The 26440-nt window shown below is 63.2% G+C and carries 25 protein-coding genes and 1 pseudogene; 13 read left to right on the top strand and 13 right to left on the bottom strand.

Translation table 11 applies throughout. From position 1 onward, the window contains the following. Positions 1-7: 7 nt before the first annotated feature. The 4 genes from hmuQ to AC56QQ_RS16070 all read right to left on the bottom strand — a co-directional run bounded on the left by hmuQ (position 8) and on the right by AC56QQ_RS16070 (position 4166). Complete coding sequence (gene hmuQ / locus AC56QQ_RS16055) at positions 8-322, bottom strand: heme-degrading protein HmuQ (RefSeq protein ID WP_497128526.1); 315 nt, start codon at positions 320-322, stop codon at positions 8-10. A 67-nt stretch (positions 323-389) separates the two neighbouring features. After that, positions 390-1130 carry an energy transducer TonB family protein gene (locus tag AC56QQ_RS16060; protein WP_497128528.1) on the bottom strand — a complete coding sequence of 247 codons (741 nt, stop codon included), beginning with the start codon at positions 1128-1130 and terminating at the stop codon, positions 390-392. 367 nt (positions 1131-1497) lie between these two features. Beyond that, entirely contained in the window at positions 1498-1941 is a 444-nt protein-coding gene (locus tag AC56QQ_RS16065) for a hypothetical protein (RefSeq protein WP_497128530.1), read from the bottom strand. 5 nt (positions 1942-1946) lie between these two features. Beyond that, positions 1947-4166, bottom strand: a complete 2220-nt coding sequence (locus AC56QQ_RS16070; RefSeq protein ID WP_497128532.1) for a TonB-dependent hemoglobin/transferrin/lactoferrin family receptor — start codon at positions 4164-4166, stop codon at positions 1947-1949. 200 nt (positions 4167-4366) lie between these two features. Between AC56QQ_RS16070 and hemP the strand changes: the two genes are divergently transcribed. From hemP to AC56QQ_RS16095, 5 genes are read left to right on the top strand one after another with little or no spacing between them, the layout of a single operon-like run. Continuing rightward, positions 4367-4573, top strand: a complete 207-nt coding sequence (gene hemP / locus AC56QQ_RS16075) for a hemin uptake protein HemP (RefSeq protein WP_023757683.1) — start codon at positions 4367-4369, stop codon at positions 4571-4573. Between the two features lie 22 nt (positions 4574-4595). Further along, positions 4596-5657 carry a hemin-degrading factor gene (locus AC56QQ_RS16080; RefSeq protein WP_497128534.1) on the top strand — a complete coding sequence of 354 codons (1062 nt, stop codon included), beginning with the start codon at positions 4596-4598 and terminating at the stop codon, positions 5655-5657. Positions 5658-5668: 11 nt separating this feature from the next. Further along, positions 5669-6559, top strand: a complete 891-nt coding sequence (locus AC56QQ_RS16085; RefSeq protein ID WP_497128535.1) for a heme/hemin ABC transporter substrate-binding protein — start codon at positions 5669-5671, stop codon at positions 6557-6559. An 11-nt stretch (positions 6560-6570) separates the two neighbouring features. After that, on the top strand, positions 6571-7674 hold the full coding sequence (locus tag AC56QQ_RS16090) for a FecCD family ABC transporter permease (RefSeq protein WP_497128536.1): 1104 nt from the start codon (positions 6571-6573) through the stop codon (positions 7672-7674). 16 nt (positions 7675-7690) lie between these two features. Then, entirely contained in the window at positions 7691-8479 is a 789-nt protein-coding gene (locus AC56QQ_RS16095; RefSeq protein WP_497128538.1) for a heme ABC transporter ATP-binding protein, read from the top strand. Positions 8480-8516: 37 nt separating this feature from the next. On the opposite strand, the gene rirA is transcribed toward AC56QQ_RS16095, so the two are convergent. Continuing rightward, positions 8517-8981 (bottom strand): iron-responsive transcriptional regulator RirA, encoded by a 465-nt coding sequence (gene rirA / locus AC56QQ_RS16100; protein ID WP_091575374.1) that lies wholly within the window; start codon positions 8979-8981, stop codon positions 8517-8519. Between the two features lie 277 nt (positions 8982-9258). Here rirA and AC56QQ_RS16105 point away from each other — a divergent pair, with 277 nt between their 5' ends. Continuing rightward, on the top strand, positions 9259-10554 hold the full coding sequence (locus tag AC56QQ_RS16105; protein WP_497128540.1) for a DUF445 domain-containing protein: 1296 nt from the start codon (positions 9259-9261) through the stop codon (positions 10552-10554). 67 nt (positions 10555-10621) lie between these two features. On the opposite strand, the gene AC56QQ_RS16110 is transcribed toward AC56QQ_RS16105, so the two are convergent. Then, positions 10622-11062 (bottom strand): DUF4826 family protein, encoded by a 441-nt coding sequence (locus tag AC56QQ_RS16110; protein WP_497128542.1) that lies wholly within the window; start codon positions 11060-11062, stop codon positions 10622-10624. 141 nt (positions 11063-11203) lie between these two features. On the opposite strand from AC56QQ_RS16110, the gene AC56QQ_RS16115 reads away from it, so the two are divergent. Further along, positions 11204-11632 (top strand): phasin family protein, encoded by a 429-nt coding sequence (locus tag AC56QQ_RS16115; protein ID WP_497128544.1) that lies wholly within the window; start codon positions 11204-11206, stop codon positions 11630-11632. Between the two features lie 169 nt (positions 11633-11801). Continuing rightward, the gene (locus AC56QQ_RS16120; protein WP_489861867.1) at positions 11802-12299 is read left to right on the top strand and encodes a MaoC family dehydratase; all 498 of its coding nucleotides are present in this window, start codon (positions 11802-11804) and stop codon (positions 12297-12299) included. Positions 12300-12348: 49 nt separating this feature from the next. Here the strand turns inward: AC56QQ_RS16120 and AC56QQ_RS16125 are convergent, their stop codons facing one another. Continuing rightward, complete coding sequence (locus tag AC56QQ_RS16125; RefSeq protein WP_497128546.1) at positions 12349-13809, bottom strand: MFS transporter; 1461 nt, start codon at positions 13807-13809, stop codon at positions 12349-12351. Between the two features lie 140 nt (positions 13810-13949). Here AC56QQ_RS16125 and AC56QQ_RS16130 point away from each other — a divergent pair. Then, positions 13950-14823 (top strand): annotated as a pseudogene (locus AC56QQ_RS16130) (LysR family transcriptional regulator). 17 nt (positions 14824-14840) lie between these two features. Here AC56QQ_RS16130 and AC56QQ_RS16135 read toward each other — a convergent pair. Continuing rightward, the gene (locus AC56QQ_RS16135; protein WP_497128548.1) at positions 14841-16244 is read right to left on the bottom strand and encodes an aminotransferase-like domain-containing protein; all 1404 of its coding nucleotides are present in this window, start codon (positions 16242-16244) and stop codon (positions 14841-14843) included. 106 nt (positions 16245-16350) lie between these two features. On the opposite strand from AC56QQ_RS16135, the gene AC56QQ_RS16140 reads away from it, so the two are divergent. Next, positions 16351-17214, top strand: coding sequence for a DMT family transporter (locus AC56QQ_RS16140; RefSeq protein ID WP_497128550.1), 864 nt, complete (start codon positions 16351-16353; stop codon positions 17212-17214). A gap of 29 nt (positions 17215-17243) precedes the next feature. Here the strand turns inward: AC56QQ_RS16140 and AC56QQ_RS16145 are convergent, their stop codons facing one another. The 3 genes from AC56QQ_RS16145 to AC56QQ_RS16155 form a co-directional block, all read right to left on the bottom strand. Next, a complete protein-coding gene (locus AC56QQ_RS16145; RefSeq protein ID WP_497128552.1) occupies positions 17244-18284 on the bottom strand; it encodes a zinc-dependent alcohol dehydrogenase family protein in 1041 nt (346 codons plus the stop codon). Between the two features lie 123 nt (positions 18285-18407). After that, positions 18408-19058 carry a maleylacetoacetate isomerase gene (gene maiA, locus AC56QQ_RS16150; protein WP_497128554.1) on the bottom strand — a complete coding sequence of 217 codons (651 nt, stop codon included), beginning with the start codon at positions 19056-19058 and terminating at the stop codon, positions 18408-18410. A gap of 4 nt (positions 19059-19062) precedes the next feature. After that, on the bottom strand, positions 19063-19758 hold the full coding sequence (locus AC56QQ_RS16155; RefSeq protein ID WP_497128556.1) for a fumarylacetoacetate hydrolase family protein: 696 nt from the start codon (positions 19756-19758) through the stop codon (positions 19063-19065). 175 nt (positions 19759-19933) lie between these two features. Between AC56QQ_RS16155 and AC56QQ_RS16160 the strand changes: the two genes are divergently transcribed. Then, positions 19934-20674, top strand: coding sequence for a response regulator (locus AC56QQ_RS16160; RefSeq protein ID WP_497128558.1), 741 nt, complete (start codon positions 19934-19936; stop codon positions 20672-20674). Here AC56QQ_RS16160 and AC56QQ_RS16165 read toward each other — a convergent pair. Further along, positions 20671-22011, bottom strand: coding sequence for a hybrid sensor histidine kinase/response regulator (locus tag AC56QQ_RS16165; RefSeq protein WP_497128560.1), 1341 nt, complete (start codon positions 22009-22011; stop codon positions 20671-20673). The genes AC56QQ_RS16160 and AC56QQ_RS16165 overlap by 4 nt on opposite strands. Position 22012: 1 nt before the next feature. After that, a complete protein-coding gene (locus AC56QQ_RS16170; protein ID WP_489861860.1) occupies positions 22013-23197 on the bottom strand; it encodes an FIST N-terminal domain-containing protein in 1185 nt (394 codons plus the stop codon). 245 nt (positions 23198-23442) lie between these two features. On the opposite strand from AC56QQ_RS16170, the gene AC56QQ_RS16175 reads away from it, so the two are divergent. Further along, positions 23443-23943, top strand: coding sequence for a (2Fe-2S)-binding protein (locus AC56QQ_RS16175; RefSeq protein ID WP_489861859.1), 501 nt, complete (start codon positions 23443-23445; stop codon positions 23941-23943). A 135-nt stretch (positions 23944-24078) separates the two neighbouring features. Then, entirely contained in the window at positions 24079-26430 is a 2352-nt protein-coding gene (locus AC56QQ_RS16180; RefSeq protein WP_091575352.1) for a xanthine dehydrogenase family protein molybdopterin-binding subunit, read from the top strand. Positions 26431-26440: the final 10 nt, after the last annotated feature.

Here is a 26440-nt window from a genome sequence, read left to right on the forward strand (position 1 = left end):
CCTTGGTCTAAGCGCCCTCGACGACGGAAAAACCCTCGAACTGCGGGTGGCCGAGATAGTGGACCTTTGTCGTGCCGACATTTCTGTGGGCGGCGCGGAAATTCTCCGACCTGGTCCAGGCGATGAAATCGTCTTGGCTCGCCCACACAGTGTGCGAAGCAAACAGCGTGTAGCCTTCGGCTTCGTTGACCGGACCGCGCAGCAGATGGAATTCCCGGAACCCCTTCATCTCCGAAAGGCTGGAATCACGGTTCTTCCATACGGCCTCGAAATCGGCTTCCGAGCCGTTCTGCACCTTGAAGCGGTTCATGGCGATGTACATTGGGTCCCTTTCAACATTGGTGGATTGCAACGATTGGTGGATGGTTGAGACGGCGAGGCGAAGGCTCTCAAAACGGACCGATTGCCCCGGTGAAGACCAAACTGTTGCCGACTTTCGGCGGAATGGGCGGGAAGGGCGCTGCCTTGCGGATGATGCCGAGCACGACCTGATCGAAGTTTTCCGATCCGGAGCTTTGCAGGATTCGCAGATCATCGATGCCGCCACGGCTGCCGATGACGAATGTCACAACGGCATTGTTGCGGGCGGTCAGTTGCACCGAAGGCGGCACAGCACGATTGACACGGCTCAGCTTTCTGATGACGTCGCCGCGGTAGCTGTCTTCCGTGGCACTGCCTGCCTCTTTCTGTTTCTTGCCCTTGCTGGCTGCCTGCGCCAGCCGGTCCTGGCCATCCGCCGTGCCCCGCTTTGCATCCGCTGTCTTTGAAGAGGTAGCCGCCGGACTCGGTCTGGCGCTGGGGATCGGCGGTTGTTCTGGAACCGGGGCAGGCGCCTCGGTGTCTTCGGCCTGAACAGTCGGCTGTACCGGTGTCTCGGTCTTGGGAGCCACGCTCTGGTTGTCGGAACGTGGGGCGCCAGCCACCAATATGTCAGGCGTGACGGTCGGCTGTTTGGCGGGTTCCGGCAAAGGTTTTGGGGGCTGCTTCGTTGCTTCCTGCACGGGCTGTGAAGGTTCTGTTGGCGGCGCCGGCTTGGCCGGCTTTGCTGGCTGTGGTTTGGTTGGTTGCGGGTTCGGCACCAGCGCAACATTTATTGCCGCCGGGTCCTTATCCAGCGCGCTGCCGACCACATTGGCGCCCGCCTGATCTGTGCCTTGCGACTGCATCGTGTCCCTGGAATCGAATGTCCCGGGAGGCGAGATCAGAAAGGCCGCCGCCACGGCGGCGTGGAGCAGGCAGGAGATGACGATCGCCGCTCCCCACTTGCCGTTCCAGGCCGCTGGCCGGGCCTGCGCAAGCGGCTCGGTTGGCTTGATCGCCAGTTCGGCGCTGGCTTCGGGGAGAGGACTGATTGCACGCATGTCGCGGGACGAGACCTGCAGCGAGCCGTGCGGAATTGTCAAATCAAGATCGCTTGGTCGAAACGACAAAGCATGGGGGCCGGCCAGCGGCCATGCCACGGTATTCTGCGCGAATGCCGGGTGCAGTCCCACTGCTTCAGACGCCGAAAGCGATACCGGTCCTGGTATCCGTCTTCAGCTTGCGCATGCAGGCGTTCGGTTCGACGCCGGTGCCGGCGCATTCGGTGGCGCTGTTGATCAGCACGCGGCTGACCTTGGCACAGTCGGCGCCGGCCAGATCGAAGCGCGTCACCTTGGTCTTGCCGACAGGCAGGTCCTTGAAGTCGAGCACGGTCAGCCGGTCGACGACGCCGGCTTCATTGAAAAGTGCGATCTCGAACGCGGCCTTGGAAAGGTCGGCGCCAAGATTGTTGTTGACCACGAAGGTCAGGCGGCAACCCTTTTCGGAAGGTTGTGCGCCATTGAGTTCAAGCGTCAGCGCCGGGACCGGCGCGGACTCTTGTGCCCGCGCCGGAACCACCGCAAGCGACATCGCCAGCGTCGAGGTCAGCAGACGAAGCGATGCCGTCAAGCCTGTCATGGCCGTCAGCCTCCAAAACGCATGGTCGCCGCCAGCTTCAACGTTATGCCCGGTTCATAGACCGCGACTGTCGTGCCGCCGTTCAAGGGGTTGGCGTATTTGACATCGAACAGATTGTCGGCGCGGAAATCGACCTTCAGATTGTCGGTCGCCTGATAGCTGGCGAAGGCATTGACCAGCGTGTAGTCCCCGGCCACTGCATTGCCCTTCGGTTTGCCATTGTACTGCACCTCGCCGCCGACGGTCAGCCTGTCTTCGAGGAAGCGCAGTCCGAGCTGCGCCGTAACCTGCGAGGATGGGATGGTGGCGAGGTCTGCTCGAACGCCCTCGTAGGAGATGGTGTGGCCGTTGGTGATCGAGGCCGAGAGGCCGGCATAGCCCCATCCGGCGTCATAAACCCCTTCCAGTTCAAAGCCGTTGATCTTGGCCTTGGCGAAGTTCTGGTATTGATAGCAGATCGGGATGTATCCTGGGTTGTTCATCAGTTGATCCCAATCGACCGGGCAGGCGCTTGTCGGGTCGCTGAACGAAGCTCCGAAGGATGTACCCTCGATGTAGTCGTCCACATCGTTGTTGAAATAAGCCGCCTTGATGCGGAGCGCGTCGCCCGCCTCGAGGATGTCGTTCTGCTTGTAGTTGACACCGAATTCGACTGTCTTGCCGGTCTCGGGCCTCAGGTTGGGATTGGGCAGGAACGGGAAAGTGACGCCGGCCGGATGGTTGCCGCTGATCAGCGTTTCCGTCAGCGAAGGCGAGCGGTAGCCTTCCGCATAGGTACCATAGAATTGCAGTCCCGACAGGCTTGGGGTGTCGAAAGGCGTGACCCCGACGGTGATCCGTGGCGAAAGCCGGTCACCTGATGTCTCGTGGGTGCTGTCCTTGAGGCTATAGCTGTCATAACGCAGCCCGGCGATGATTTCGAGCCAGTCCCAGGTGAGCTTGTCCTGGACATAGGCGCCAGACACGTTGCGCTTGCCCGAAGGGGTGTAGAAACTGTCGCCGCCCGCGGTGCCGCCAGTCTTGACGTCATCATTCACCCAGTCGCCGCCATATGTCAGTTCGTGCGCGACGCCGCCAGTTTCGAATCTCGACGTGTTCCAGATATCGATCGCTGCCGTACCGACGTCGAAGGTCGATGTCGAACCCGCCGGGAGGACTATGGAATCACCGGTGGTCGGATCGAACCGGTTGAGCGGGACGAGGCTGGTCAGGCCCAGATTGGTCTTGTTGTAGGAGGTGTTGATATGGAGATCGAGCCAGCTCTTGTCTTCGTCAGTGATGTTGTAGCGGGCGGTGAAGGTGTTCGACTTCAGGTCTGCATCATTGATCGGAACACCACTGCTGATCTCGCTCCAGCCGTCGCTTGAACCGACCCAGCCGAGCTTCAACTCACTGTTGTCGGTCGGGCGGATGGTGGTCTTGAGCAGGCCGCTCAGCACGTCGAAGCCGGTGCCCTTGACCGTGTCGCCACCGCCATCCTTGTAGTCGTTAAAGTCGCGGTAGACGATGTTGCCCAAGACATCCCAGTTCTCATTGAAGCGGTAGGCGCCGGATGCGCTGGTGGTCCAGCCCTTGCCGTTGCTTTCGTAACGTCCAGTTACCGAAGCGCCCCATGTTTCTTCCGGCTTCAGGAAGTCCTCGGCGTCCTTTGTATCGAAGAAGACAACGCCGCCGATGGCGCCCGAACCATAGGTGTTGGCGACGGGACCCCGGATCACGTCCACGGATTTGACGAGCTCGGGATCGATATAGAAGGTCGACTGCGTGCCGTGGTCGGAGCGCTGGAAGTCCTGGCGCGCGCCGTCGACGATGACCGCGACGCGACCGAAATCCTGCAAGCCGCGAATGTTGATGCTGGTGCTGACGCGCCTGGCGTCGGCTTGCGCGGCGACACCGGGCACGCCCAACAGCATCTCATTGGGCGTCGTTGCCATGCGGCGGTCGAGCTGTTCCTGGCCGACATGGCTTGCCGAGGCCAGCGATTCGATCGCCGTTTCGCCGGTACGGCTGAGTACCAGGATCTTGTCGAGCAGGGTAGCTCCGGCAGACGCTGCTTTTTCCTGGGCAGCCTTCTTCGATTGATCCGTCTGCTCGCCCGCCGGCTGCGTTGCCTGTTGGGCGTGGGCTGATGGCGCGGACAAGGCGATCGCCGCCACGCTTGCCAATAGAGCCGCTATACCGTTCGCCGCCGACCGGCCGCGCCATTCCCAATTCATCAACCCCATGCCCCAACTCCAAAATCCAGGTTCGATGCTGGCTGGCCCGGGGCTGGCTGGCATTTTTCATCGTGTCCGGCGTCTTAAATGTTGACTCATTTGCTCCGGTATTGCACTGACTAGTAAACATGATTATTCGAGTCAAGAAATGAATCGGAATTTATGCAGCGCCTAGCCAGATGCCCGGCACAGGAAAGGGATCGACCCAGATGAACACGCACAATCCCAATGACTTTCGCTATCGCGTCCGCCGTTCCGACGATGCCTCCGCCCGTTTTGATCGGGTTCCGCTGGCGGTGCGAACGCTCTCCAGCAACACCCTGTTCCAGGGCGAGCACGAGATCGGCATCGAACATCACGGCGCGCTCTATCGGCTGAAGATCACCCGCCAGGGCAAGCTCATTCTCAACAAGTAAGGCAAGGCAGTAGGGACGAGACATGGACCAGCGCGTAAAACCCGCCCCGCATGAAATCCGGCGGGCACGGACAGAGAATCCGAAGGCGCGCGAGCGTGACCTGGCCGCGCAACTTGGTATTTCGGAGGCCGAACTGGTCGCCGCGCATTGCGGCGACGGCGTCGTCCGCATTGAGCCGCGTGTCAACGATCTGCTGACCGGCCTCGAGGCCGTCGGCGAGGTCATGGCGCTGACCCGCAACGAAAGCGCGGTGCACGAGAAGATCGGCGTCTACGACAAGGTCGTCACCGGTAACCACAATGCCATGGTGCTTGGCGAGAACATCGACCTGCGCATCTTCCCGAAAGTCTGGGCGCATGGTTTTGCCGTGGAAAAACGCGATGGCGACCAGATCCGCCGCAGCCTGCAGTTCTTCGACGCGGCCGGCGAGGCCGTGCACAAGGTGCATCTGCGGCCGGCTTCCAGCCTCTATGCCTATCAGAAGCTGGTGGCTGCGCTCGAATCGTCGAACCAGGAGCCGTCGGTCGACATTTCAGGACCACCCTCCGACGACGAGATCCATGGTGACGAAACGGCCGCTAATCTCAACGATCTGCGCGACCGCTGGAGCCGGTTGACCGACGTGCACCAGTTCTTCGGCATGCTGAAGACGCTGAAGCTCAGCCGCCGCCAGGCAGTGCGCATGGTCGGCCAGGATTATGCCTGGCTGCTCGACAATGACGCCGTCGGGGCCATGTTCCATCATGCCGCCGGGGGCGAAATGCCGATCATGTGCTTTGTCGGCAATCGCGGCTGCATCCAGATCCATTCCGGCCCGGTCAAATCCATCAAGCCGATGGGGGCCTGGATCAACGTGCTGGACGAGACTTTCCACCTGCATCTGCGAACCGACCACATCCACGAGGTGTGGGCGGTGCGCAAGCCGACCAAAGACGGTCATGTCACTTCGCTCGAAGTCTATGCCGCCGACGGCAAGATGATCATCCAGTTCTTCGGCAAACGTCACGAGGGCGAAAGCGAGCGCGACGACTGGCGGTTCCTGGCCGAGAACCTGCCGCGCATCCCAAGTCCGACCGCGGCCTGAGGAGAACGACAATGGGTTGCTTTTCCAGGATCGTCGTCGGGCCGGCGATCGGCCTCTCCCTGGCTTTTGCCGCGCTGCTGCCGTCCAATGCCAGCGAAGGCACGGCCGTGTTTGCAGACCCGGCGAGGATCGCGGCCATCGGCGGCTCGATCACCGAGATCGTCTATGCGCTCGGCGAGGAGAACCATCTGGTGGCTCGCGATTCCACCAGCAATTATCCGAAAGCGGCTCTCGATCTGCCTGACGTCGGCTACATGCGCCAGCTGTCCCCGGAGGGTGTCCTGTCGGTCAACCCGACCGGCATCCTGGCGCTGCACGGCAGCGGCCCCGGGGAAGCCGTCGATGTGCTGAAGAAGACGAGCATCCCGTTCATCGAAGTGCCCGAGCACTATAGCCACGAAGGCATCCTCGAGAAGGTCCGCATCGTCGGCAAGGCGCTCGGCGTCGATGCCAAGGCTGAAGTCCTGGCCAAGGCGCTTGATGCCAAGCTCAGCGCCGCCGAACAGAAGACGGCCTCGATCAAGGAGCGCAAGCGCATCCTGTTCGTGCTGTCGATGCAGGGCGGCAAGATCCTGGCCGCCGGCAGGGAGACCGCAGCCGACGGCATCATCAAGCTGGCGGGTGGCGTCAATGCCGTCGAGGGTTTTTCCGGCTACAAGCAGATGTCCGACGAGGCGATCATCACCGCCGGTCCGGACGTAATCCTGATGATGAGCAATGCCGGGCCCCCGGTATCGGACGACGAACTGTTCGCCAATCCGTCCATCGCCTCGACGCCGGCGGGTGCCACACACAAGCTGATCCGCATGGATGGTGCCTATCTGCTCGGCTTCGGGCCGCGCACGGCCGACGCCATCCACGACCTCGCCGTCTCGCTCTATGGCGGGCAGGTCACGGACTGAGCGCGCAGATCATGGCCGATCAATCGATCGCCGACCCGGTGAAGGCGATGACGAGTGCATCCGAAGGCGGCCGCTCGGCGCGCGCCCGCATCGTCATCCTGCTTTTGTGGCTGGGGCTCGTCATTGCCGCTTTGCTGTCGCTGACGTCTGGAGCGTCGGACGCGTCGGCGGTCGATGTTATCAGGGACGGGCTGTTCGGCGCGATGCCGGGCGATGCCGCGTTGAGCGCCCGCGACAGCCTGATCGTCTTCGACATCCGCCTGCCGCGCGTCATTCTCGGCATGCTGGTCGGGGCAGCGCTTGCGGTTTCCGGCGCCGTCATGCAGGGACTTTTCCGCAATCCGCTCGCCGATCCTGGCCTGGTCGGCGTGTCGGCTGGTTCGAGCCTTGGCGCCGTTGCCGTCATCGTGCTTGGTGGGACAATGCTGGCACCGCTGACGGCCTTGCTCGGAACACTCGCGCTGCCTCTGGCGGCTTTTTGCGGCGGCCTAGCCACGACATTGGTGCTTTATCAGGTTGCCACGCGGCAGGGCCGCACCTCGGTTGCCACCATGCTGCTCGCCGGCATCGCGCTGGCGGCGCTCGCCATGGCGCTGACCGGCATCCTGATCTTCCTGGCGGACGACCGCCAGTTGCGCGACCTGACCTTCTGGCAACTCGGATCGCTCAGTGGCGCGACTTGGGCGAAGATCGCTTCGGTCGGGCCGGTCATCGTGCTGGCGCTGGCGGCGATGCCATTCCTGGCGCGCGGGCTCAACGCGCTGGCGCTGGGCGAGGCGACAGCAGGCCATCTCGGCATTCCGGTGCAGCGGCTGAAATACACCGCGATCATCGGCGTTTCGGCGGCGGTGGGTGCCTCGGTCGCCGTCAGCGGCGGCATCGGCTTCGTCGGCATCGTGGTGCCGCATCTGCTGCGCCTGCTGATCGGTCCGGACAATCGCTATTTGCTGCCGGCGTCGGCGCTGCTCGGCGCCTCGCTGCTGCTCTTGGCCGATGCCGTCGCCCGCACCATCGTGGCGCCGGCCGAACTGCCGATCGGCATCGTCACCGCGATATCAGGTGCACCGTTCTTCCTGTGGATCCTGCTGCGCAAGCGCGGCGTGGTTGATTTGTGAGACTTGGGAGGCCTGGATGATCGAGGCAAGGGATGTTTCGGTGGATATCGCCGGCAAGCGTATCGTTGGCGGTGTCGATTTCGATGCGCGGCCCGGCGAAGTGGCGGCAATCGTCGGCCCCAACGGCTCCGGCAAGACGACCTTCCTCAAGGCGTTGTCCGGCGAACTCGCCTATACAGGGCGCGTCGACCTCAATGGCCGCGATCTCTCGGCGATGAAGCCGGTCGAGATCGCCGTCCAGCGGGCAGTGCTGCCGCAGGCGACGACGCTGTCGTTCCCGTTCACGGTGCGCGAGGTTGTCAAGCTCGGCCTTGTCGGCGGCCGCTCGGGTGTCTTGCCCGGCGAGGATGCACGGTTGCCGGAGCGGGCGCTGGCTCGCGTCGATCTCGACGGTTTTGCCGGACGTTTCTACCAAGAGCTTTCGGGTGGCGAGCAACAGCGCGTCCAGCTTGCGCGCGTGCTGTGCCAGGTCTGGGCGCCGCTGCTCGACGGCCGGCCGCGCTATCTGTTCCTCGACGAGCCGGTTTCCAGCCTCGACATCAAGCACCAGCTGATCATCATGAACATCGCCCGTGACTTCGCCAGAAGGGGCGGCGGCGTCGTCGCCATCCTGCACGACCTCAACCTGACGGCCATGTATGCCGACCGGATCTTCGTCATGCATCGCGGCAGGCTGGCCGCCACCGGGTCGCCGCAGGAGGTGCTGAGTGATGATCTGATCGAGAAAGTGTTCGACTGCCGGCTCAAGGTCGGCGTGCTGCCGGCCGGCAATATGCCGTTCGTGCTGCCGCAATCTGTCGCTTAGGCCTCAACAGACCCAGCCCACCCACGATGTGGCTGGGTTAGGCGGCCGGGGCGCGGCGCTCCACCAGCATGTCGATGCCGAGCAGGTTGCGCACATTTGGCCGTGCCGCAACGAGGTCGGCGATCGTATGGCGCGACAGCACAGCGAAGAATGCGTTCAGCGCCTCGCGCAGCGCCGAATTCAGCGCGCAACTGTCGACCAGCGGGCACTCGGCGGCATCGTTCTCGAAGCACTCGGCCATGGCGAAGCTTTCCTCGGTCACGCGCACGACGTCGAACAGGCTGATCGCTTCGGCGGCGCGACCCAGCCTGACGCCGCCATTCCTGCCCCGTACAGTCTCGACCAGGCCGTGCTCGACCAGCGGCTGCAGGATCTTGAACAGGAAAAGCTCCGAAACCGAATAGGCGGCTGCGATCTCCGGAATGCGGCTCAACCGGTCATTGTTGGCCGCACAATACATCAGGATGCGCATGGCATAGTTGGTCTGGCGGGTAAGCCGCATCTTGTCCTCACAAGGCGCTGGTGCGATGCAACAACGCCAGATTTCAAAACTCTGCTGGCGCGGCTTTGATCCGAGATTTTTCGGATTCGCCACGCTGGCCTGGGCGGAATATGGCCTATACCTTGGAACAATTCCAGACTAGCTGGGCGTAATAGATGAATATCCTCGTCAACTTTGTGTGCGCGACCGGACAAGATACGGGCGAAGTCCACTGTCGCGCGCATTTCGTCAGGCGAAACACTAAATAGGCCTGAGATCGACGAGGAGCGGCTCATCCATGTCTCAATCGGCCTCTTCCCTGGCGCCCGCGCGTTTCGATGCCGACGCGGATGCCAAACTTTCCGCGCTGCGGTGGACAAAATTCATCGCCACCGCCGCACTGGCGCTTTGCGTGGCGGTGTTTGCGCTCGCCAAGTCGTTCGAGAGCACCTATCCGTGGCTGGGGTTCGTCGCTGCTTTTGCCGAGGCGGCGACCATCGGTGGCCTCGCCGACTGGTACGCGGTGGTGGCGTTGTTCAGGCGGCCGCTCGGGCTGCCGATCCCGCACACCGCAATCATCCCCGAGAACCAGAACCGCATCGCCGACAATCTCGGCCGCTTCATCGAGGTCAATTTCCTGGCGCCGGAACCGGTGCGCGAGAAGCTTGCCGAGGTCGATTTTGCAGCACTCGTCGCCGACTGGCTGGCCGATGCCGAACGCGCCGCCGGCCTCTCGCGCTTCGTCGTGCGGCTGGTGCCGCAGACCCTTGCCGCCGTCGAGCAATCCGGCCTGCGTGGCTTCGTCACCAACCGTATGCTCGAGCAGATCGAAAAGGTGCCCTTGGCGCCGTTGGCAGCTGAACTCTTGTCGGCACTCACCGATGACCGCCGCCACCAGAAACTTTTCGACGAGTTCATCAAGGTGATCGGCCGGTTCCTCAACGATGAACAGGCCTTGGCGACGATGCGCGAGAAGATTCGCGAGGAACTGCCGTCGCTGTTCAACCTGTTTCGCGCCGACGCCTACCTGTTGAAGAAGATCGTTGCCTCGGCCGGCTCGTTGCTCGACGAGGTGCGGGCCGATCCAGACCACCCGATGCGTGCCGAATTCGATCGCTTCGCCCAAAGCTTCGTCGAGCGGCTGCGCACGTCCAAGCAATACGCCAAGCGTGCCGAGAAGATGAAGCGCGATTTTCTCGCCAGACCCGAAGTCAGGGCGCTGGCCGGCGACATGTGGGCAAGCCTTAGCCAGTTCATCGAGCAGGACGCCAAGGCGCCGAATTCGGTGATCCGCGCGCATCTCGCCAACATGTTCGTCGAGGTGGGGCGGCATCTCGCAGGCGATGCGCAGATCCGGGCCGACATGAACCAGGGGTTCGTGGTGGCTCTCTCGTCGTTCGTGGAGAGTCAGAAGAGCAGCGTGTCGAAATTCATCGCCGACCAGGTCAAGCGCTGGGACCTTGCCCAACTGACGCGGCTGATCGAGATGAACATCGGCAGGGACCTGCAATATATCCGCTTCAACGGCATGATCATTGGCGGGCTTGCGGGTGTCGTGCTGTACGTGGCCGAGCGGCTGTTCCTCGCCGGCTGACGAGCAGTATAGCAGTATATGATAGCCCCGCCGTTCCGTAGCGGTGTTCGCTAGCAGGTGGAAGCAGTCATAAATCAGCCCAGATGCTTGGATCGTCGGCCCAACCCAGGAGTATTTCTGCCCTTGAAGCGAGGAGAGGAATTAACGCGGGTCGATGCCGAAGATCGCTACCAATAGTAAAGCCTTCAACCTCCCTGCCATGAGACCATTCCGCTGCAACCGTTTGCCAGCGGGTTCCTATGTCTTTCAAGGCTCCACGCGGTGTGCGATCGGTTCCGCAGGGGACATAGTCGGTGGGAAGGTCGCCGGAAATTACCCACCATCCCACCCAATTCGGGCGCGCAATGCTCTCAATTGCCCAAACGGCGACATGCGGATGGACGTGCCAAGCGGGCCATTCTCCAACACGGCCATGCACTAGACCTTCATTCCGCAAATAGTCGATTACTCGATGGCGCTCGCTCAAGCACCACTGGTCTTCTTCAGCTTCTTCATCTGGCTTTTCCATATCACCAATGTCTCATGGGAAAAGTCGGACAGCAATGTTCGAGAGGATTCTTGGTAGTCCTGACCGAATGGACTCATGGCACGCGAGTGCTATTCTCCCAATGAGGGTACCCGCATCCGCGGTGACAGGGGAGAAGACATCATGGCAAAACAACCGGAATCCGATTCCTTCATGGACATGTTCGGCAGGTTCGGCCGCGACCTGAAGGTGCCCAATGTCGATATCGAGGCGATCCTTGCCCATCACCGCAAGAACCTCGAAGCGCTGGAGAAATCGGCGCGAGCCAGTGCCGCCGGCGCATCCTCGCTGTTTTCCAGGCAACGCGAAATGCTGCAGGACACGCTGCGTGAGATCGTCGACATGGCGCAGGACTACAAAGTGCCGGGCAATCCGCAGGAACTGATGGCCAAACAGACGGAATTTGCCCGCAAATCCTTCGAGGCGGCGCTGAAGAACGCCGGCGAAGCGGCTGAACTGGTCAAGAAATCCGGCACCGAATCGGTCGACATCCTGCGCACGCGCATCAAGGAGGCGATGGAGGAAATCCGCGCCGGCTACGAGAAGAAGTAGCGTTCTCTGACAGTCTTGAAAGCCAAGGATTCCCGATTTGACCTGCCGTTGTGCCGGGAGGCATGGGACGGTTGCGGCCGGATTCGGCGGAACGGATTCATGCAGGACGAATTGACAGAGGCCGCCAGTTCGTGATCCGGAGGCGGGGCAAGCGATCGGGAAAGCAGGAATGACCGAAGTACGGCCTAAAACGCCGCCGACCTACGAGCAGTTGAGGACGATGGCCGGGCAGGAGCTAGGCGTATCGGAATGGACGACGGTCGATCAGAACCGTATCGACCAGTTCGCCGAATGCACCGGCGACCACCAATGGATCCATGTCGATCCTGAAAGGGCGCGGCGGCAAAGCCCGTTCCGCACGACGATCGCGCATGGCTACCTGACGCTGTCGATCATCGGCGCGCTGGCGCTGGGCATGGGGATCGTGCCGGAGAACACCCAGGCCGCTTTCAACTATGGCTTTGACAAGGTGCGGTTCCTGGCGCCGGTCAAGGTCGGCGCGCGCATCAGGTTGCGCATCACCCTGCTTTCCATGGAGGACAGGGGTCCCGGCCAATATCTGATGAAGGCTGCCAACACGGTGGAGATCGAAGGCGAGGAAAGGCCCGCTCTGATGGCTGAAACGCTGGTCATGCTCTACGAGCGCCGCAAGCGGGCAGGGGCCTGAGCGTTCGACGATATCCGCTTCGATGGCCTGCCGCCAGACAGGTCGCGCGTCACGAAACTCCGGGTTCCAAGATGCTCGCGGCGCGAGCCGAGAGCAGCGCGAGGAACAGCGCGACCAGCGCCAGGGCCGTTGCCGTCTGGAAGGTGACCTGCATCCCATGGGCGGCTGCCGCTGAACTCAGGATATCCTGTCCAATGCCTGGCTGCCCGCCGGCCGACGCGATGGCGAATATGGCGCCCATCAATGACGCGCCGGTGATGAGGCCAAGATTGCGCGAAAGATTGAGCAGGCCGGAGACGACGCCGCGCTCGCCGGCGCCGACACCGCTCATGACGGCCGCATTGTTGGACGTCTGGAACAGAGCGTAGCCGAAGCAGGTGACGGTGATCGGGACGACATAGCTGGCAATGCCGAGTTTGGTCATGGCCAGCGACAGCAGGAATGTGCCGGTGGCGAGGCCAAGCAGGCCGATGACCATCATCCTGTGGGCTCCGAAGCGATCGGCAAGGCGACCGGCCGCCAGCGCCGAGAGGGTCGAAACCAGAGGGCCGGTCGAAAGCACGAGGCCGACCATCGCGGCATCCAGACCGAGGCCGCGGGACAGGTAGAACGGGGCAACCACCAGGGTCGCCATCATCACGGTGGCGACGATGAGGCTCATGACCAGGCTGGCGCTCAGCTGGAGGTCACGGAAGCTGGCAAGCTGGATCAACGGGGTTTTCACTTTCGTCTGCACCCTGGCGAACAGAAGAACGCCGATGCCGGCCGCGACCAGCAGGCCGATGTTGAGGACGCCGAAATTGCCTCTGCCAAGCGTCATGGCCAACGCATAGGCGGCCAGCGTCAGGGCCAGCAGGGCGGTACCGGTCGCATCGAACTTGCCCCGGTCGGCCTGCACTGTCTTGCCGCGGGCCGGCAAGGCGCGATAGGCGAGAGCGAAGGTCACCACGCCCAAAGGGACATTGACGAGGAAAATCGCGCGCCAGCCGAGACCGGCGATCAAAAGACCGCCGAGCGACGGGCCAAGCGTCGTGCCGATCGCCGACATGGCGCCGAGCAGGCCCATGGCGCTGCCAGTCTTGGCCTTGGTCACGGTTTCGGCGACAAAGGCCAGCGTCAGCGCCATCATCAACGCCGCGCCCAGCCCTTGTATGGTGCGCGCGGCGATTAGCAACCACAGCGTCGGCGCCAGGCCGCAGAGCACCGAAGCCGATGTGAACAGCGCGATGCCGCCAAGCAGCAACGGCCGGCGCCCGAACATATCGGCCAACCGTCCGGCGCTGACGATCAACGTGGTGATGGCGAGCAGATAGGCGAGAACAACCCATTGCACGGACTGGAACGACGCCCCGAATGTCTGCATCAGCGAGGGAAGGCCGACACTGGCAATGCTGGTTCCCAGCGACGACAGCAGCGTGGCGAGCGACAGGCTTGCCAGCGCCCAGCCGGTGGATTGGGTCTGTTGCGGCGCCGATACGCGCCCGTCCAGATTTTGCTCAACGATTGCCACGGCGATCTCCTTTCCATCGGCCCCGGAACCGGAGCTGTCGGAGATCTAGTTCCTTGGCGGATATGGCGGAAGGCGCAGCCTTTGCATCTTATTCATGCATGAAACGCCACATCATGATGGATCCATGCTACGATCCCGTCATGTCTTCACCTGATCTCAATCTGCTCGTCGCCCTGGATGTCCTGCTGACGGAAGGCAGCGTGGCGCGCGCCGCCAATCGCCTTCGCCTCAGCCCATCGGCGATGAGCCGGACGCTGGCACGGCTGCGTGAAACAACTGGCGATCCGCTGCTGGTCCGCGCCGGTCGCGGCCTTGTTCCGACACCGCGCGCGCAGGAATTGCGGCAGCAGGCCGGTCGTGTCGTTCAGGATGCGGAAGCCCTCCTGCGTCCTGCCAAGCTTCTCAATCTCTCAAGCCTCGACAGGACGTTCACGCTGCGCACCAATGAGAGCTTTGTCGAGGAGTTCGCGCCGCGTCTTGTTGCCCGCATCGAAGCGGAGGCGCCTCTCGTGCGGCTGCGTTTCGCGCCGAAGTTTGACAAGGATGTCACGTCGCTGCGCGAGGCGGCGATTGACCTGGAAATCGGCGTTGCCGGTGAAACTGGACCCGAGATGCGCATTCAGGCGCTGTTTCGCGACCGCTTCATCGGCGCCGTTCGATCTGGCCATCCCCTGAGCGAGGGCATTGTGACGCCGGAGCGCTACGCGGCCGGCCGCCACATCAGTGTTTCGCGACGTGGCCGCGAGAAAGGGCCGATCGATGAAGCCCTGGAGCGGCTTGGACTCCGGCGGACAATCGTGTGCATGGTTTCCGGCTTTTCGGCCACGCTTGCCATGGCGCGCGCATCCGACCTGATCGCCAGTGTGCCCGAGCGGCACACCGAAGGCGCGCGCGCCGGCATGCACAGCTTTCCGCTGCCGGTCGCCACGGTCGAGGTCACCACGCCTCGATGCCGATCCGGCGCAACGCTGGCTACGCGACTGCGTGCGGGAGATCTGTGCGGCTTCTCGCTGACTGACGACCGTACGAAATCAACGCGCCATTGCCGTCTCGAGCACCTTGAAAATCCGCTCGTCTTGGCACTGGGCAACGTTGAAGCGCAGGAAGCGGCTGGCCGTCCGGGACAGGCTGAACGCGTTGCCGGGCGCCAGCACGATGTTGTCGGCGAGAGCGTGGCGGGCCACGTCGGCCGCATCCACGCCATCCGGCAGGCCGCACCACAGGAACAGGCCGGCCGGCTGGTCGATCCAGGGCGTAATGCCGATCGCCTTCAGGCGAGTGCTGGTCTCGCCCATGGCGCGCGAGAGCTTCGCGCGCAGCAAATCCATGTGCTTGCGGTAGCTGCCGTCCTTCAAGAGAGTCAGCACCAGTTCGGCGGCAAGCCGCCCGCCGCCGAACGTCGTGGCAATCTTGAGATCGGTCAGGCGCTCGATCCAGTCGCGCGGTGCGGCGATGAAGCCGCAGCGCACCGACGCCGACAACGTCTTGGAGAAGCTGCCGATGTGAACAACGCGGCTCAGGCCATCGAACGCCGCCAGCCTGGGAGCGGGGACATGTTCGAAATCGGCGAAGATGTCGTCCTCGATGATGGTCAGCTCCGATTGGTCGGCGAGTTTCAGCAGTCGATGCGCGGTGACCGGTGACAGGATCGCGCCGGTCGGATTGTGGATGGCGGAATTGGTGATGTAGAGGCGCGGCCGGTGTTCGGCCAGCGCCTGTGCGAACAGCTCGATATCCGGCCCCGACGGCGTGTAGGGAACGCTGACGACCTTGGCCCGGTGCGCGCGCAACAGAGCGTGGAAGTTGAAATAGCAGGGGTCGTCGACCAGCACCGTATCGCCGGGCTCGATCAGAAACCGGCACAGGAGGTCGATGGCCTGCGTGCCCGATTCCGTCAGTATGATCTGTTCAGGCGAGGCTTCGATGCCACGCCCGGCCATGCGCCGTGCCAGAAGTTGGCGCAGCGGCGGCAGACCAAGCGGCGTGCCGTAGTCCGCCAGGGCCACGTCGTCGGCACGCGCCGCCGTACGCAGCGCCCGGCGGAGTCCTGCCTGCGGCATCCAGGAAGCCGGCAGCCAGCCGCAGCCGGGTTTCAACATATCGTCGCCGGCGTCGAGCGACTGTCGCGAGATCCAGAGCGGATCGACGGCGCGGTCGAGCCGGGGGCCGATCTCGGCCAGCGATAGCGGCGCCAGCGATCCGGCGGCATAAAAGCCCGAGCCGGGCCGGGAGCGGATCGCGCCTTCCGCCGCGAGCCTTTCATACGCTTCGACCACGGTGGATTTGGACACCTGCATGCATTTGGCGAAGGCTCGGATCGAGGGCAATCGCGCTCCCGGCGTCAGGCTGCGCGCGGCGATCCGCTGACGGATAGTCGCCATCACACCCTCGACAAGGGTTCGCACGCCGTCGGTTTCCAAAGCGAAGTCCGTCATCCGTACTGCTCGATATGCCATTACAGTTTTGTGAAATTGTACCCCATTGTCTCTGGCTAGACCATATGCGCCGGCCCGATAGAGGGCGAAAGAAATGGAGCCTGGAATGGACAAGACCGCGAGCGGCTGGGTGAACGGATTCGTCGGCGTGCTGATCTTCAGCGGCTCGCTGCCGGCGACGCGCGTGGCGGTCATGGATTTCGACCCGACCTTCGTGACATCGGCCCGGGCCGCGATTGCCGGACTGCTTGGCCTGGCAATGCTGCTCCTGTTCCGGCAGAAGCGCCCGGAGCGGGGGGATCTGTTGTCGTTGGTGATCGTGGCGCTGGGCGTGGTGGTCGGCTTTCCCTTGCTGACCGCTCTGGCACTCAAGCACGTCACCTCGGCCCACTCGATCATTTTCATCGGCCTGCTGCCGCTGGCGACCGCGATCTTCGGCGTGCTGCGTGGCGGTGATCGTCCTCGTCCGGCGTTCTGGCTGTTTTCGTGCGTGGGCAGCGCGCTCGTCGCGGGCTTCGCGTTTATCCAAGGGGTGACCGCCTCGCCGGTGGGCGACGGTCTGATGCTTGCGGCCATCGTCGTCTGCGGCCTGGGCTATGCCGAGGGAGCGGCGCTGTCACGTAGGCTCGGCGGCTGGCAGGTGATCTGCTGGGCGCTGGTGCTGTCGCTGCCGGTCATGCTGGTGCTGACTTTTGCAACGCTACCGCCGTCCTTCGCCACCGTCGGCTCCAACGCCTGGATCGGCCTGGCCTATGTCTCGCTGTTCAGCATGCTGATCGGCTTCGTGTTCTGGTATCGTGGCCTGGCACAGGGCGGCATCGCCGCGGTGGGCCAGTTGCAGCTGCTGCAGCCCTTCTTCGGCCTGGCACTGGCCGCGACGCTGCTGCATGAACAGGTCAGTTCGTTGATGGTTGTCGTCACGCTCGGTGTGGTGCTGTGCGTGTTCGGCGCGAAGAAGTTTGCGCGGTAGAGGTCTTCGCGGGAAGGTGGCTCCCGCCGTTAGAACTTCGTCACCACACCGATGCCGATGCCCTCGAAGCCACCCATCGCCATCAATGCGGCCGGCGCTTCGTCGAGGCTGATCTTCTTGCCGACCAGCAGTTCGGGCTTGAGCTTGCCGTGGCGGATCATTTCCATCATCGCTGGGTAGCGATAGGCCTGCATGCCATGGCTGCCGAGAATCTCGAGTTCGAAGGCGATCACCTTGTCCATCGGCACCTGCGGGCGGGCGTGCTCGCCCAGCATCAGGCCGACCTGCACATGGCGACCGCGCCGGCGCAGGTTCGCAATCGAGTTGAACGAGGTGGTGGGGTGGCCGAGCGCGTCCATCGACATATGCGCGCCGCCATTGGTGATCTGCTTGACCGCCTTGACCACATTCGGCGTCGTGGACGCATTGATGGTCGCCACGGCACCGATCTTCTTGGCGAACTCCAGTTTCTCGTCGGTGAGGTCGATGGCGATGACATTGGCGCCCATGGCGCTGGCGATCATGATCGCCGACAGGCCGACGCCGCCGCAGCCATGCACCGCCACCCATTCGCCCGGTGTCACCCGGCCCTGGTCGACGATGGCGCGGAACGAGGTGACGAAGCGGCAGCCGAGGCTGGCGGCGGTGGCGAATTCCATTTCGTCAGGCAAGCGCACGAGATTGGTGTCGGCATGCTCGATGCCGACATATTCGGCGAAGGAGCCCCAGGCGTTGAAGCCGGGCTGGGACTGGTGTTCGCAGACCTGATGGTTGCCCGAGGTGCATTCGAAGCAGCGGCCGCAGCCGACGGCGAAGGGCACGGTGACACGCTCGCCGGCCTTCCAGCGGGTCACCTGCTTGCCTGCGGCAACCACGATGCCGGCCAGTTCATGACCCGGCACGTGCGGCAGCGTGATATCGGCGTCATGACCCATCCAGCCATGCCAGTCGCTGCGGCACAGGCCGGTCGCCTCGACCTTGATGACGACGCCATCGGCAGCCGGCTTCGGATCGGGAACGGTCTGGATCGTCGGCGCTTCGCCGAATTTCTCGAAGACGACGGCTCTCATTGGTCACTCCACCCTTCACGCGGCCCTCAGGAAACGATAGCCGATTCCCTGTCCGGTCAAGCGGAAATCGATTCCGCCAGACATGCTGCTCCGGATGCTGATGCTGCGTGGACCAATGAAGCCCTATTCGGCATCGACCTGGTTCTGGGGAGCGGCTTTCTGGAAGGCGGGCAAAGCCATGCAGGCGGCGTTGATACGGGCGATCGTTGGGTAAGGTGTCATGTCGACGCCGAAGCGGGCATTGCTGGTGACCTGCGCGGCCAGGCAGATGTCGGCCAGCCCCGGCGTGTCGCCATGGCAGAACTTTCCGGTCTCTTGCGACGACGCGAGGATCTTTTCGAGCGGCTGAAAACCCTCGTTCACCCAGTGACGGAACCAGTTGGTGATGTCCTGGTCGCCGGCACCGAACAGTGTGCGCAGCGAGGTCAGCACGCGCAGGTTGTTCACCGGATGGATGTCGCAGGCGATCATCTGCGCCAGCATCCTGACATGGGCCCGGCCGATCGCGTCCTTGGGAAGCAGCGGCGGTTCGGGATTGGTCTCGTCAAGAAATTCGATGATCGCCAGCGACTGGGTCAGCAGCGTGCCATTGCTCAACACAAGGGCCGGCACCAATCCTTGCGGATTGACCGCGAGATAGGCGGGCTCCAGATGCTCGCCATGGCGCAGATGATGGGGAATGTAGTCGTAGGTCAGTCCCTTCATCTCCAGCGCGATCCGCACCCGATATGAGGTGGAGGAGCGATAGTAGTTGTGCAGGACGATATCGCTCATGCGGTCACTTCGGCTGGCCGATGGTTATTTCGATCGTGCCGATGCCGTCGACGCCGCCAGTCATTTTGTCGCCGGCACGAACCGCGCCAACGCCGGCCGGCGTGCCGGTGAAGATCAGATCGCCTGGCTGCAATTCCATGGCCTCGCTGCAGATCGAGACGATATCTGATATCGGCCAGATCAGCTCGGTGAGGTCGGCGTCCTGCCTGACCTTGCCGTTGACGGCGAGCCAGATGCGGCCCTTTTGCGGGTGGCCGGATTTTGCCGCGGGGATGAGCGGGCCGCAGGGGGCGGAACGGTCAAAGGCTTTCGACCAGTCCCAGGGTCGCGCCATCTTCTTGGCTTCGTCCTGCAGGTCGCGGCGGGTGAGGTCGATGCCGACGCCGTAACCCCAGACATGATCCAGCGCCTGCTCGCGGGCGATGCGGAAGCCCGGCTTGCCGATCGCGGCAACGAGTTCGATCTCGTGGTGCAAATTGCCGGTCAAGGGTGGGTAGGGGATCGTCGCCCCGGAATCGACCACCGCGTCGGCCGGCTTTGTGAAGAAGAAGGGCGGATCGCGCTCGTCATTGCCGAACTCGCGGGCATGCGCCGCATAGTTGCGGCCGACGCAGAAGATGCGCCGCACCGCGAAACGTTCCGGCGAACCCGCAATGGCCACCGATGCGATTGCTGGCGGGGGAAGGACGAACTCTGTCATGTAAGGTCTCTGCTTGGTTGCCGGAACATTCGACCGATTTGGATGGCCGGGCAAGACGATTGTCATCGGAAACGCCGGACCCGGCTCTTTCCAAGAGATGGCGATATACTATTTGGCAATAATCTGGCCATGCTGGCGAGATTATTCTGATCGCCTCTGAACTGAAATGAACTCCATGACCGCAGTCCACGATCGCGCCCGGTTCCTGATCATCGACGACCACCCGCTGTTTCGCGAGGCGCTGCACAGCGCGGTGCAGATGGCCTATCCGGAAGTTGACACGGTGGAGGCGCGCTCGATCACCGAGGCGCTCGAGCTTCTGGCCGGCGCCAAGCCGTTCGATCTTGCGCTGCTCGACCTCAGCATGCCCGACGTGCACGGATTTGATGGCCTGCTGCAACTCAGGACCCGTTATCCGCGCCTGCCGGTGGTCATCGTCTCGGGCTATGAGGAGCCGAAGATCATTTCCGAGGCGCTGTCTTACGGCGCGGCCGGCTTCATTCCGAAATCGGCGCGCAAGAGCGACTTGGCTGCTGCCATCCGCTCGGTGATGGAAGGCGCGATCTACGTACCGGAAACCTATGAAGGCCGTACACCGGACGCCGATAGCGTCGACCGTGCCGACATGGTGCAGCGCCTGTCCACGCTGACGCCGCAACAGTTGCGGGTGCTGCAGATGCTGCGCCAGGGCCTGCTCAACAAGCAGATCGCCTATGAGCTGCAGGTCGGCGAAACCACGGTCAAGGCGCATGTCTCCGAAATCCTGCGCAAGCTCAATGTCTATAGTCGCACGCAGGCTGTCATCGAGGTTTCGAAGCTGGACAATGCGGAGCTGTTTCGGGATCAGGGGGATTTTGACCTTTCACCTTGCCCGACGCTACGGGCAGCTTCCAACAGGGGAATGGTGGAGGGCTAAGCCAGCAGATGCGCCAGCAGCGCGCGCAGTTGCGCCGGCTTCACCGGCTTGCGCATCAGTTCGATGCCACCCGCACGGGCTGCCTTGGCGACGGCTTCGGAACTATCAGCGGTGACGATCAGCGCCGGCACGGCGCGGCCGAGATAGTCGCGGACCTCGGCGATGGTGGCGGTGCCGAGATCGCCGCCGTCGAGATGCTGGTCGGCAATGACGATGTCGGGCACCCAGTCGGTGTCGCCGAGCAGATCGAGCGCATCGTCGGTCGAGGTCGCGGCCCGCACCAGGCATTGCCAGCGTTCGAGCAGGAAGGTCATGGCCTGCAGCACCTCGGCATCGTTCTCGACCAGCAGCACCTTGGTGCCGAACAGGCCGTAGCCGCGCGGCCGCTCCATGTCGGCGAGATTGGCGATGGCGTCGGCGGGGGCGCCGATGCCGACCGGAACATCGATGTGGAAGATGGTGCCGCGCCCGACCTTCGATGAAAATGTCACGGGATGGCCGAGCGCGCTGGCCATGCGGCGCACGATGGCGAGCCCGAGCCCAAGACCACCGCCGTCCAGTTCGGCATTGGCCGGCGAGGTGCCGCGGTGGAATTCCTCGAACACCGCCTCGCGCTGGTCGTCGGGAATTCCGCAACCGGTATCGGCGACGTCGATGCGAATGGTGTCGCCGCGATGCCCGGTGCCGACAAGCACGCCGCCCGAGCGCGTATAGCCCAGCGCGTTGGAAAGAATGTTCTGCAGGATGCGGCGCAGCAACGTCCGGTCGGAGCGGACCACGGCATTGACCGGCCGGAACTTCAGCGACAGCCCCTTCAGTTCCGCGACCGGCTGGAAATCCGAACGCAGCGACGAGAACAGCGCCTCCAGGCTGACGTCGCCGATGTCGGGTTGCACCACGCCGGCGTCGAGCTTGGAGATGTCGAGCAGCGTGCGCAGCAGGTCCTCCATCGTCTCCAGCGAGCGCTCGACCTGCCGCACCAGCTTCCTGCCCTCGTCGCTGGTCTGCACTTCGGCGAGCGCCGAGACGGAGAGGTGGGCGGCGTTCAGCGGTTGCAGCACGTCGTGGCTGGCGGCGGCGAGGAAGCGGGTCTTGGACAGGTTCGCCAGTTCGGCGTTTTCCTTGGCGGCGCTGAGATCGATGTTGGATTGTTCCAGCCTGCGCAGCGTCGAGTGCAACTCCTCGGTGCGCGTACGCACTCGATTTTCCAGCGAAATCGCGGTCTGGAACAACGAGAAGGCGTTGCCTTGCTGGTCCATCGATCGCTCGACGCGGCTGACCAGCGCCGCGTTGATCTTCTTCAGCCTCTCGAGGTCGTTGATGTCCCTGAGCGGCATCTTATTCCGCCGCCTGGCGTTCGCCAAAGGCGATGCCGGTGAAAGTCTGGTTCAAATGCATGGACCGGTACTGTTCGCCATAGGTGCCGAAGCCGATGACATTGTTGACCCGGTAGAGCTCCGAAATGTCTCGGAAGACCTGACGGTTGCGCGCGTCCAGCCGGCGCAGCACGCAGTCGAAGCCGAGGATCATGTCGATGCCGCCAAGCCTCTCCTCGACATCACGCAGCGCGGCGCGCGTCGATTCGACCATGTCCATCGGCTGGGCGATCGACAGCACGACGCCGTCGTCGATGGCGCAGAAGAACGACAGCGAGCCGTCCGGGTGCATCTTCTGAATGGAGCGGCAATAGTATTCGCCGCCCACCTTCACCACCACCGGATGCGAGGCAAAGCTCAGCGGCGTCAATGTCTGCGGGAGGATACCGACAGAGGCGGCATATTCCTCCGCCGCGTTGGTGGCGTTGAACTCGCGCACGATGCGGTGATCGGGATCGGATGACGTCACCACCAGCTTTTCGTCGGTGGGAACGAAATTGTCGGTCTTGAAGACATGGAAGGGAATTTCCGTGGCGATCAGCACGATGATGGCGCTGTCGGAGGTGACCCTGCCATTCGAGATCAGCCGTGTCGTCTCGAATTTCAGGTCATCGCCAGCCGAGCCGCCGAGCAGCGGTATGTCGTCGAGACCCCAGTGGATGGCCGAACTCACCGCCTCCTCGGCATAGGAGAGCCCATCGATGAAGCAAAGCGCGAACGTGTTCCTGGTCTGCTCGTGGCCGACGCGCCCACGCAACGCGCGCCTCAGCGCCTCGACCTCACCGGTGATCCTGTCCATGCCCGAGGAGGACAGATCGTCGACCATCGTGCTGACCGCGGTGAATGACGCGGAGGGAAGCAGCATGGCGAGCACGTGGCCGTCCTCGAGGCCTTGCGGCGTGATCTCGCCGGCGGTCGAGCAACCGGCGTGGTGGAGCGCCGGCGCATGGGTCTTGAGTGCCCGGGAAAGGGCGCTGGCCTCGACCAGGCTTTGGGAAAAGAACAACAGGGCAAAGCCGGCATCGATGGCGGCGGCCTCAGTGGCCACCGCACGTGCAAAGGCGTTCGGGTCGGGCTCGTCCGAGGTGAGCACCGACAGACCGCATGCATAGCGGGTCCTTGAACTGGCCAGCGGCGTCCTCCGCATTTCCTCCGACGCTGTTTTTATGCGCGTCGGGCGCGCGGGCGTCGCATGGCATTGTTGTCTCCAATCGGCGTTTTGGCAATGGGGCGACCGGATTGCACGTTTTGCCGGCCATGACCGAAAGTACAATGAGCCGAGTTTTCGACGTGCTGTTTTTTGTACGTTATGCGGTGTACGAATAACGCATGGCCGAAGCGCCAACACCGCGTCGGCAGCGTGATGACCAAGGTTATACCCAGGGAGGATTCATGTCGGACGTTTCGTTGATGGTGAACGGAAAGCGGGTCAGCGGCGTTGCCGAGGATCGAACGCTGCTGGTTCATTTCTTGAGGGAGAATCTCGGCCTTACCGGCACGCATGTCGGTTGTGACACCTCGCAATGCGGTACCTGCGTCGTGCATGTAGACGGCAAGGCGGTCAAGTCGTGCACGATGCTCGCGGTACAGGCCTCCGGCTCGACCATCGTGACGATCGAAGGCCTGGCCAATGGCGCCGACCTGCATCCGGTGCAGGCCGCGTTCAAGGAGCATCATGGGCTCCAGTGCGGCTTCTGCACGCCGGGAATGATCATGACGGCGACCGACATGATCAACCGCCACCCCGAAGGCCTCGACGAGGCGACGGTGCGCGCCGAACTCGAAGGCAATATCTGCCGCTGCACCGGCTACCACAACATCGTGAAGGCGATCCTCGCCGCATCGAAGACGATGTCCAAGGCGTCGAAGGGCAAAGCCAGACAGGCTGCCTAGGGAAAACGCGAATAGGGAATGGCGAACAGGGATCAGCGCGGTCAGTTCCTCTGACCAGGCGCCAACCCATCCCAACCGCCCCTTGCTATTCGCTACTCACTATTCGCTATTTCGGCAATTCGGGAGGAATTTCTGATGGGTATTGAAGGTGTTGGCGCTCGTGTGGCGCGCAAGGAAGACAAAAGGTTCATCACCGGTGCCGGCCGCTATGTCGACGATATGGTGGTCCCCGGCATGAAGCATGCGGCCTTCGTGCGCAGCCCGCACGCGCATGCGCAGATCAAGAAGATCGACGTCAAAAAGGCACAAGCCATGCCCGGCGTCATTGGCGTGCTGACCGGCAAGGAGCTCAAGGCCGACGGTATCGGCAACCTCATCTGCGGCTGGATGATCCACTCCAAGGATGGCTCGCCGATGAAGATGGGGGCGTGGTCACCGCTGGCCTTCGACAAGGTGCGGTATGTCGGCGATGCCGTCGTCATCGTCGTCGCCGAGACCAAGGGGCAGGCGCGTGACGCGGCCGAGGCGGTCGAGATCACCTACAAGGAGCTGAAGGCCGTCGTCGACGCCTCGAAGGCGATGGACAAGGGCGCGCCGCAGATCCATCCCGAGGCCGACAACAACCTGATCTTCGACTGGGACATCGGCAACGCCGACGATACGGCGGCAGCCTTCCAGAAGGCGGCTCATGTCGTCAAGATGGACATCATCAACAATCGCCTGGTGCCCAACGCCATGGAGCCGCGCGCCGCCCTTGGTCATTACGACAAGGCGGAGGACCACTACACCTGCTGGACGACGTCGCAGAACCCGCATGTCGCGCGGCTGGTGATGAGCGCCTTCTACAATGTCGCGCCGGAAAACAAGCTGCGCGTCATAGCACCGGACGTCGGTGGCGGCTTCGGCTCGAAGATCTACATCTACCCCGAAGAGATCGTCTGCCTTTGGGCGTCGAAGAAGACCGGCGTGCCGGTCAAATGGGTGGCCGACCGCACCGAGAGCTTCCTCACCGACGCGCATGGCCGCGACCATCACACCCACGCTGAAATGGCTTTCGACAAGGACCACAAGATTCTTGGCCTGAAGGTCGAGACCAAGGCCAATCTCGGCGCCTACATGTCGCTGTTCTCGTCGGCGACGCCGACCTATCTCTACGCGACGCTGCTGTCGGGCCAGTACAACATCCCGGCCATCCACGCCAATGTGAAGGCGATCTACACCAACACCGCGCCGGTCGATGCCTATCGCGGGGCGGGGCGGCCGGAAGCGACCTTCGTCATGGAGCGCATGATGGAGACCGCGGCGCGCCAGTTCGGCGTTTCGCCGGCGGAGCTGCGGCGCAAGAACTTCATCACCTCGTTCCCGCACCAGACGCCGGTCATCATGTGCTATGACGCCGGCGACTACGCGGCCTCTCTCGATGCCGCGATGAAGGCGTCGGACTATGCCGGCTTTGCCAAGCGCAAGGCCGCCGCCGCCAAGAAGGGGCTGCTGCGCGGCATCGGCATGAGCTGCTACATCGAGGCCTGCGGTATCGCGCCGTCGGCGGCGGTCGGCAGCCTCGGGGCCGGTGTCGGCCTTTGGGAAAGTGCCGAGGTTCGCGTCAACGCGGTCGGCACGATCGAGGTTCTGACCGGTTCGCACAGCCACGGCCAGGGCCATGAAACGACCTTCGCGCAACTGGTCAACGAGCGCTTTGGTGTGCCGCTCGATTCGGTCTCGATCATTCACGGCGACACCGACAAGGTGCAGATGGGCATGGGCACCTATGGTTCACGCTCGGGCGCGGTCGGCATGTCGGCGATCGTCAAGGCGCTCGACAAGGTCGAGGCCAAGGCCAAGAAGATTGCCGCCCACCTGCTCGAGGCCGATGAGGGTGACATCGTCATCGAGAACGGCGCGCTGAAGGTGGCCGGCACCGACAAGAACGTGCCGTGGTTCCAGATGGCGCTCGCCGCCTATACCGCCCACAATCTGCCGGGCGGGATGGAGCCCGGGTTGAAGGAGACGGCGTTCTACGATCCGTCGAACTTCACCTTCCCGGCCGGCTGCTACATTTGCGAGGTCGAGGTCGACCCGGAAACCGGTACCACCGAGATCATCCAGTTCGTCGCCGCCGACGATTTCGGCAACATCATCAACCCGATGATCGTCGAAGGCCAGGTGCATGGCGGGCTGGCGCAAGGCATCGGCCAGGCTCTGCTCGAGGGGGCCCACTATGACAATAGCGGCCAGCTTTTGACCGCGAGCTACATGGACTACACCATGCCGCGCGCCGGCGACCTGCCGTCGTTCAAGGTCTCGACCTCGAACACGCCGTGCCCGGGCAATCCGCTCGGCATCAAGGGTTGTGGCGAGGCTGGCGCCATCGGCTCGCCGCCGGCGGTGATCAACGCCATCACCGACGCCATCGGCAGCAACGATCTCGCCATGCCGGCTTCGCCGTCCACCGTGTGGGCAGCGATCCGCGCGACGACGAAACACTGAGGAGGAAGAA

The organism is Mesorhizobium sp. RCAM 05099 (assembly GCF_059683685.1).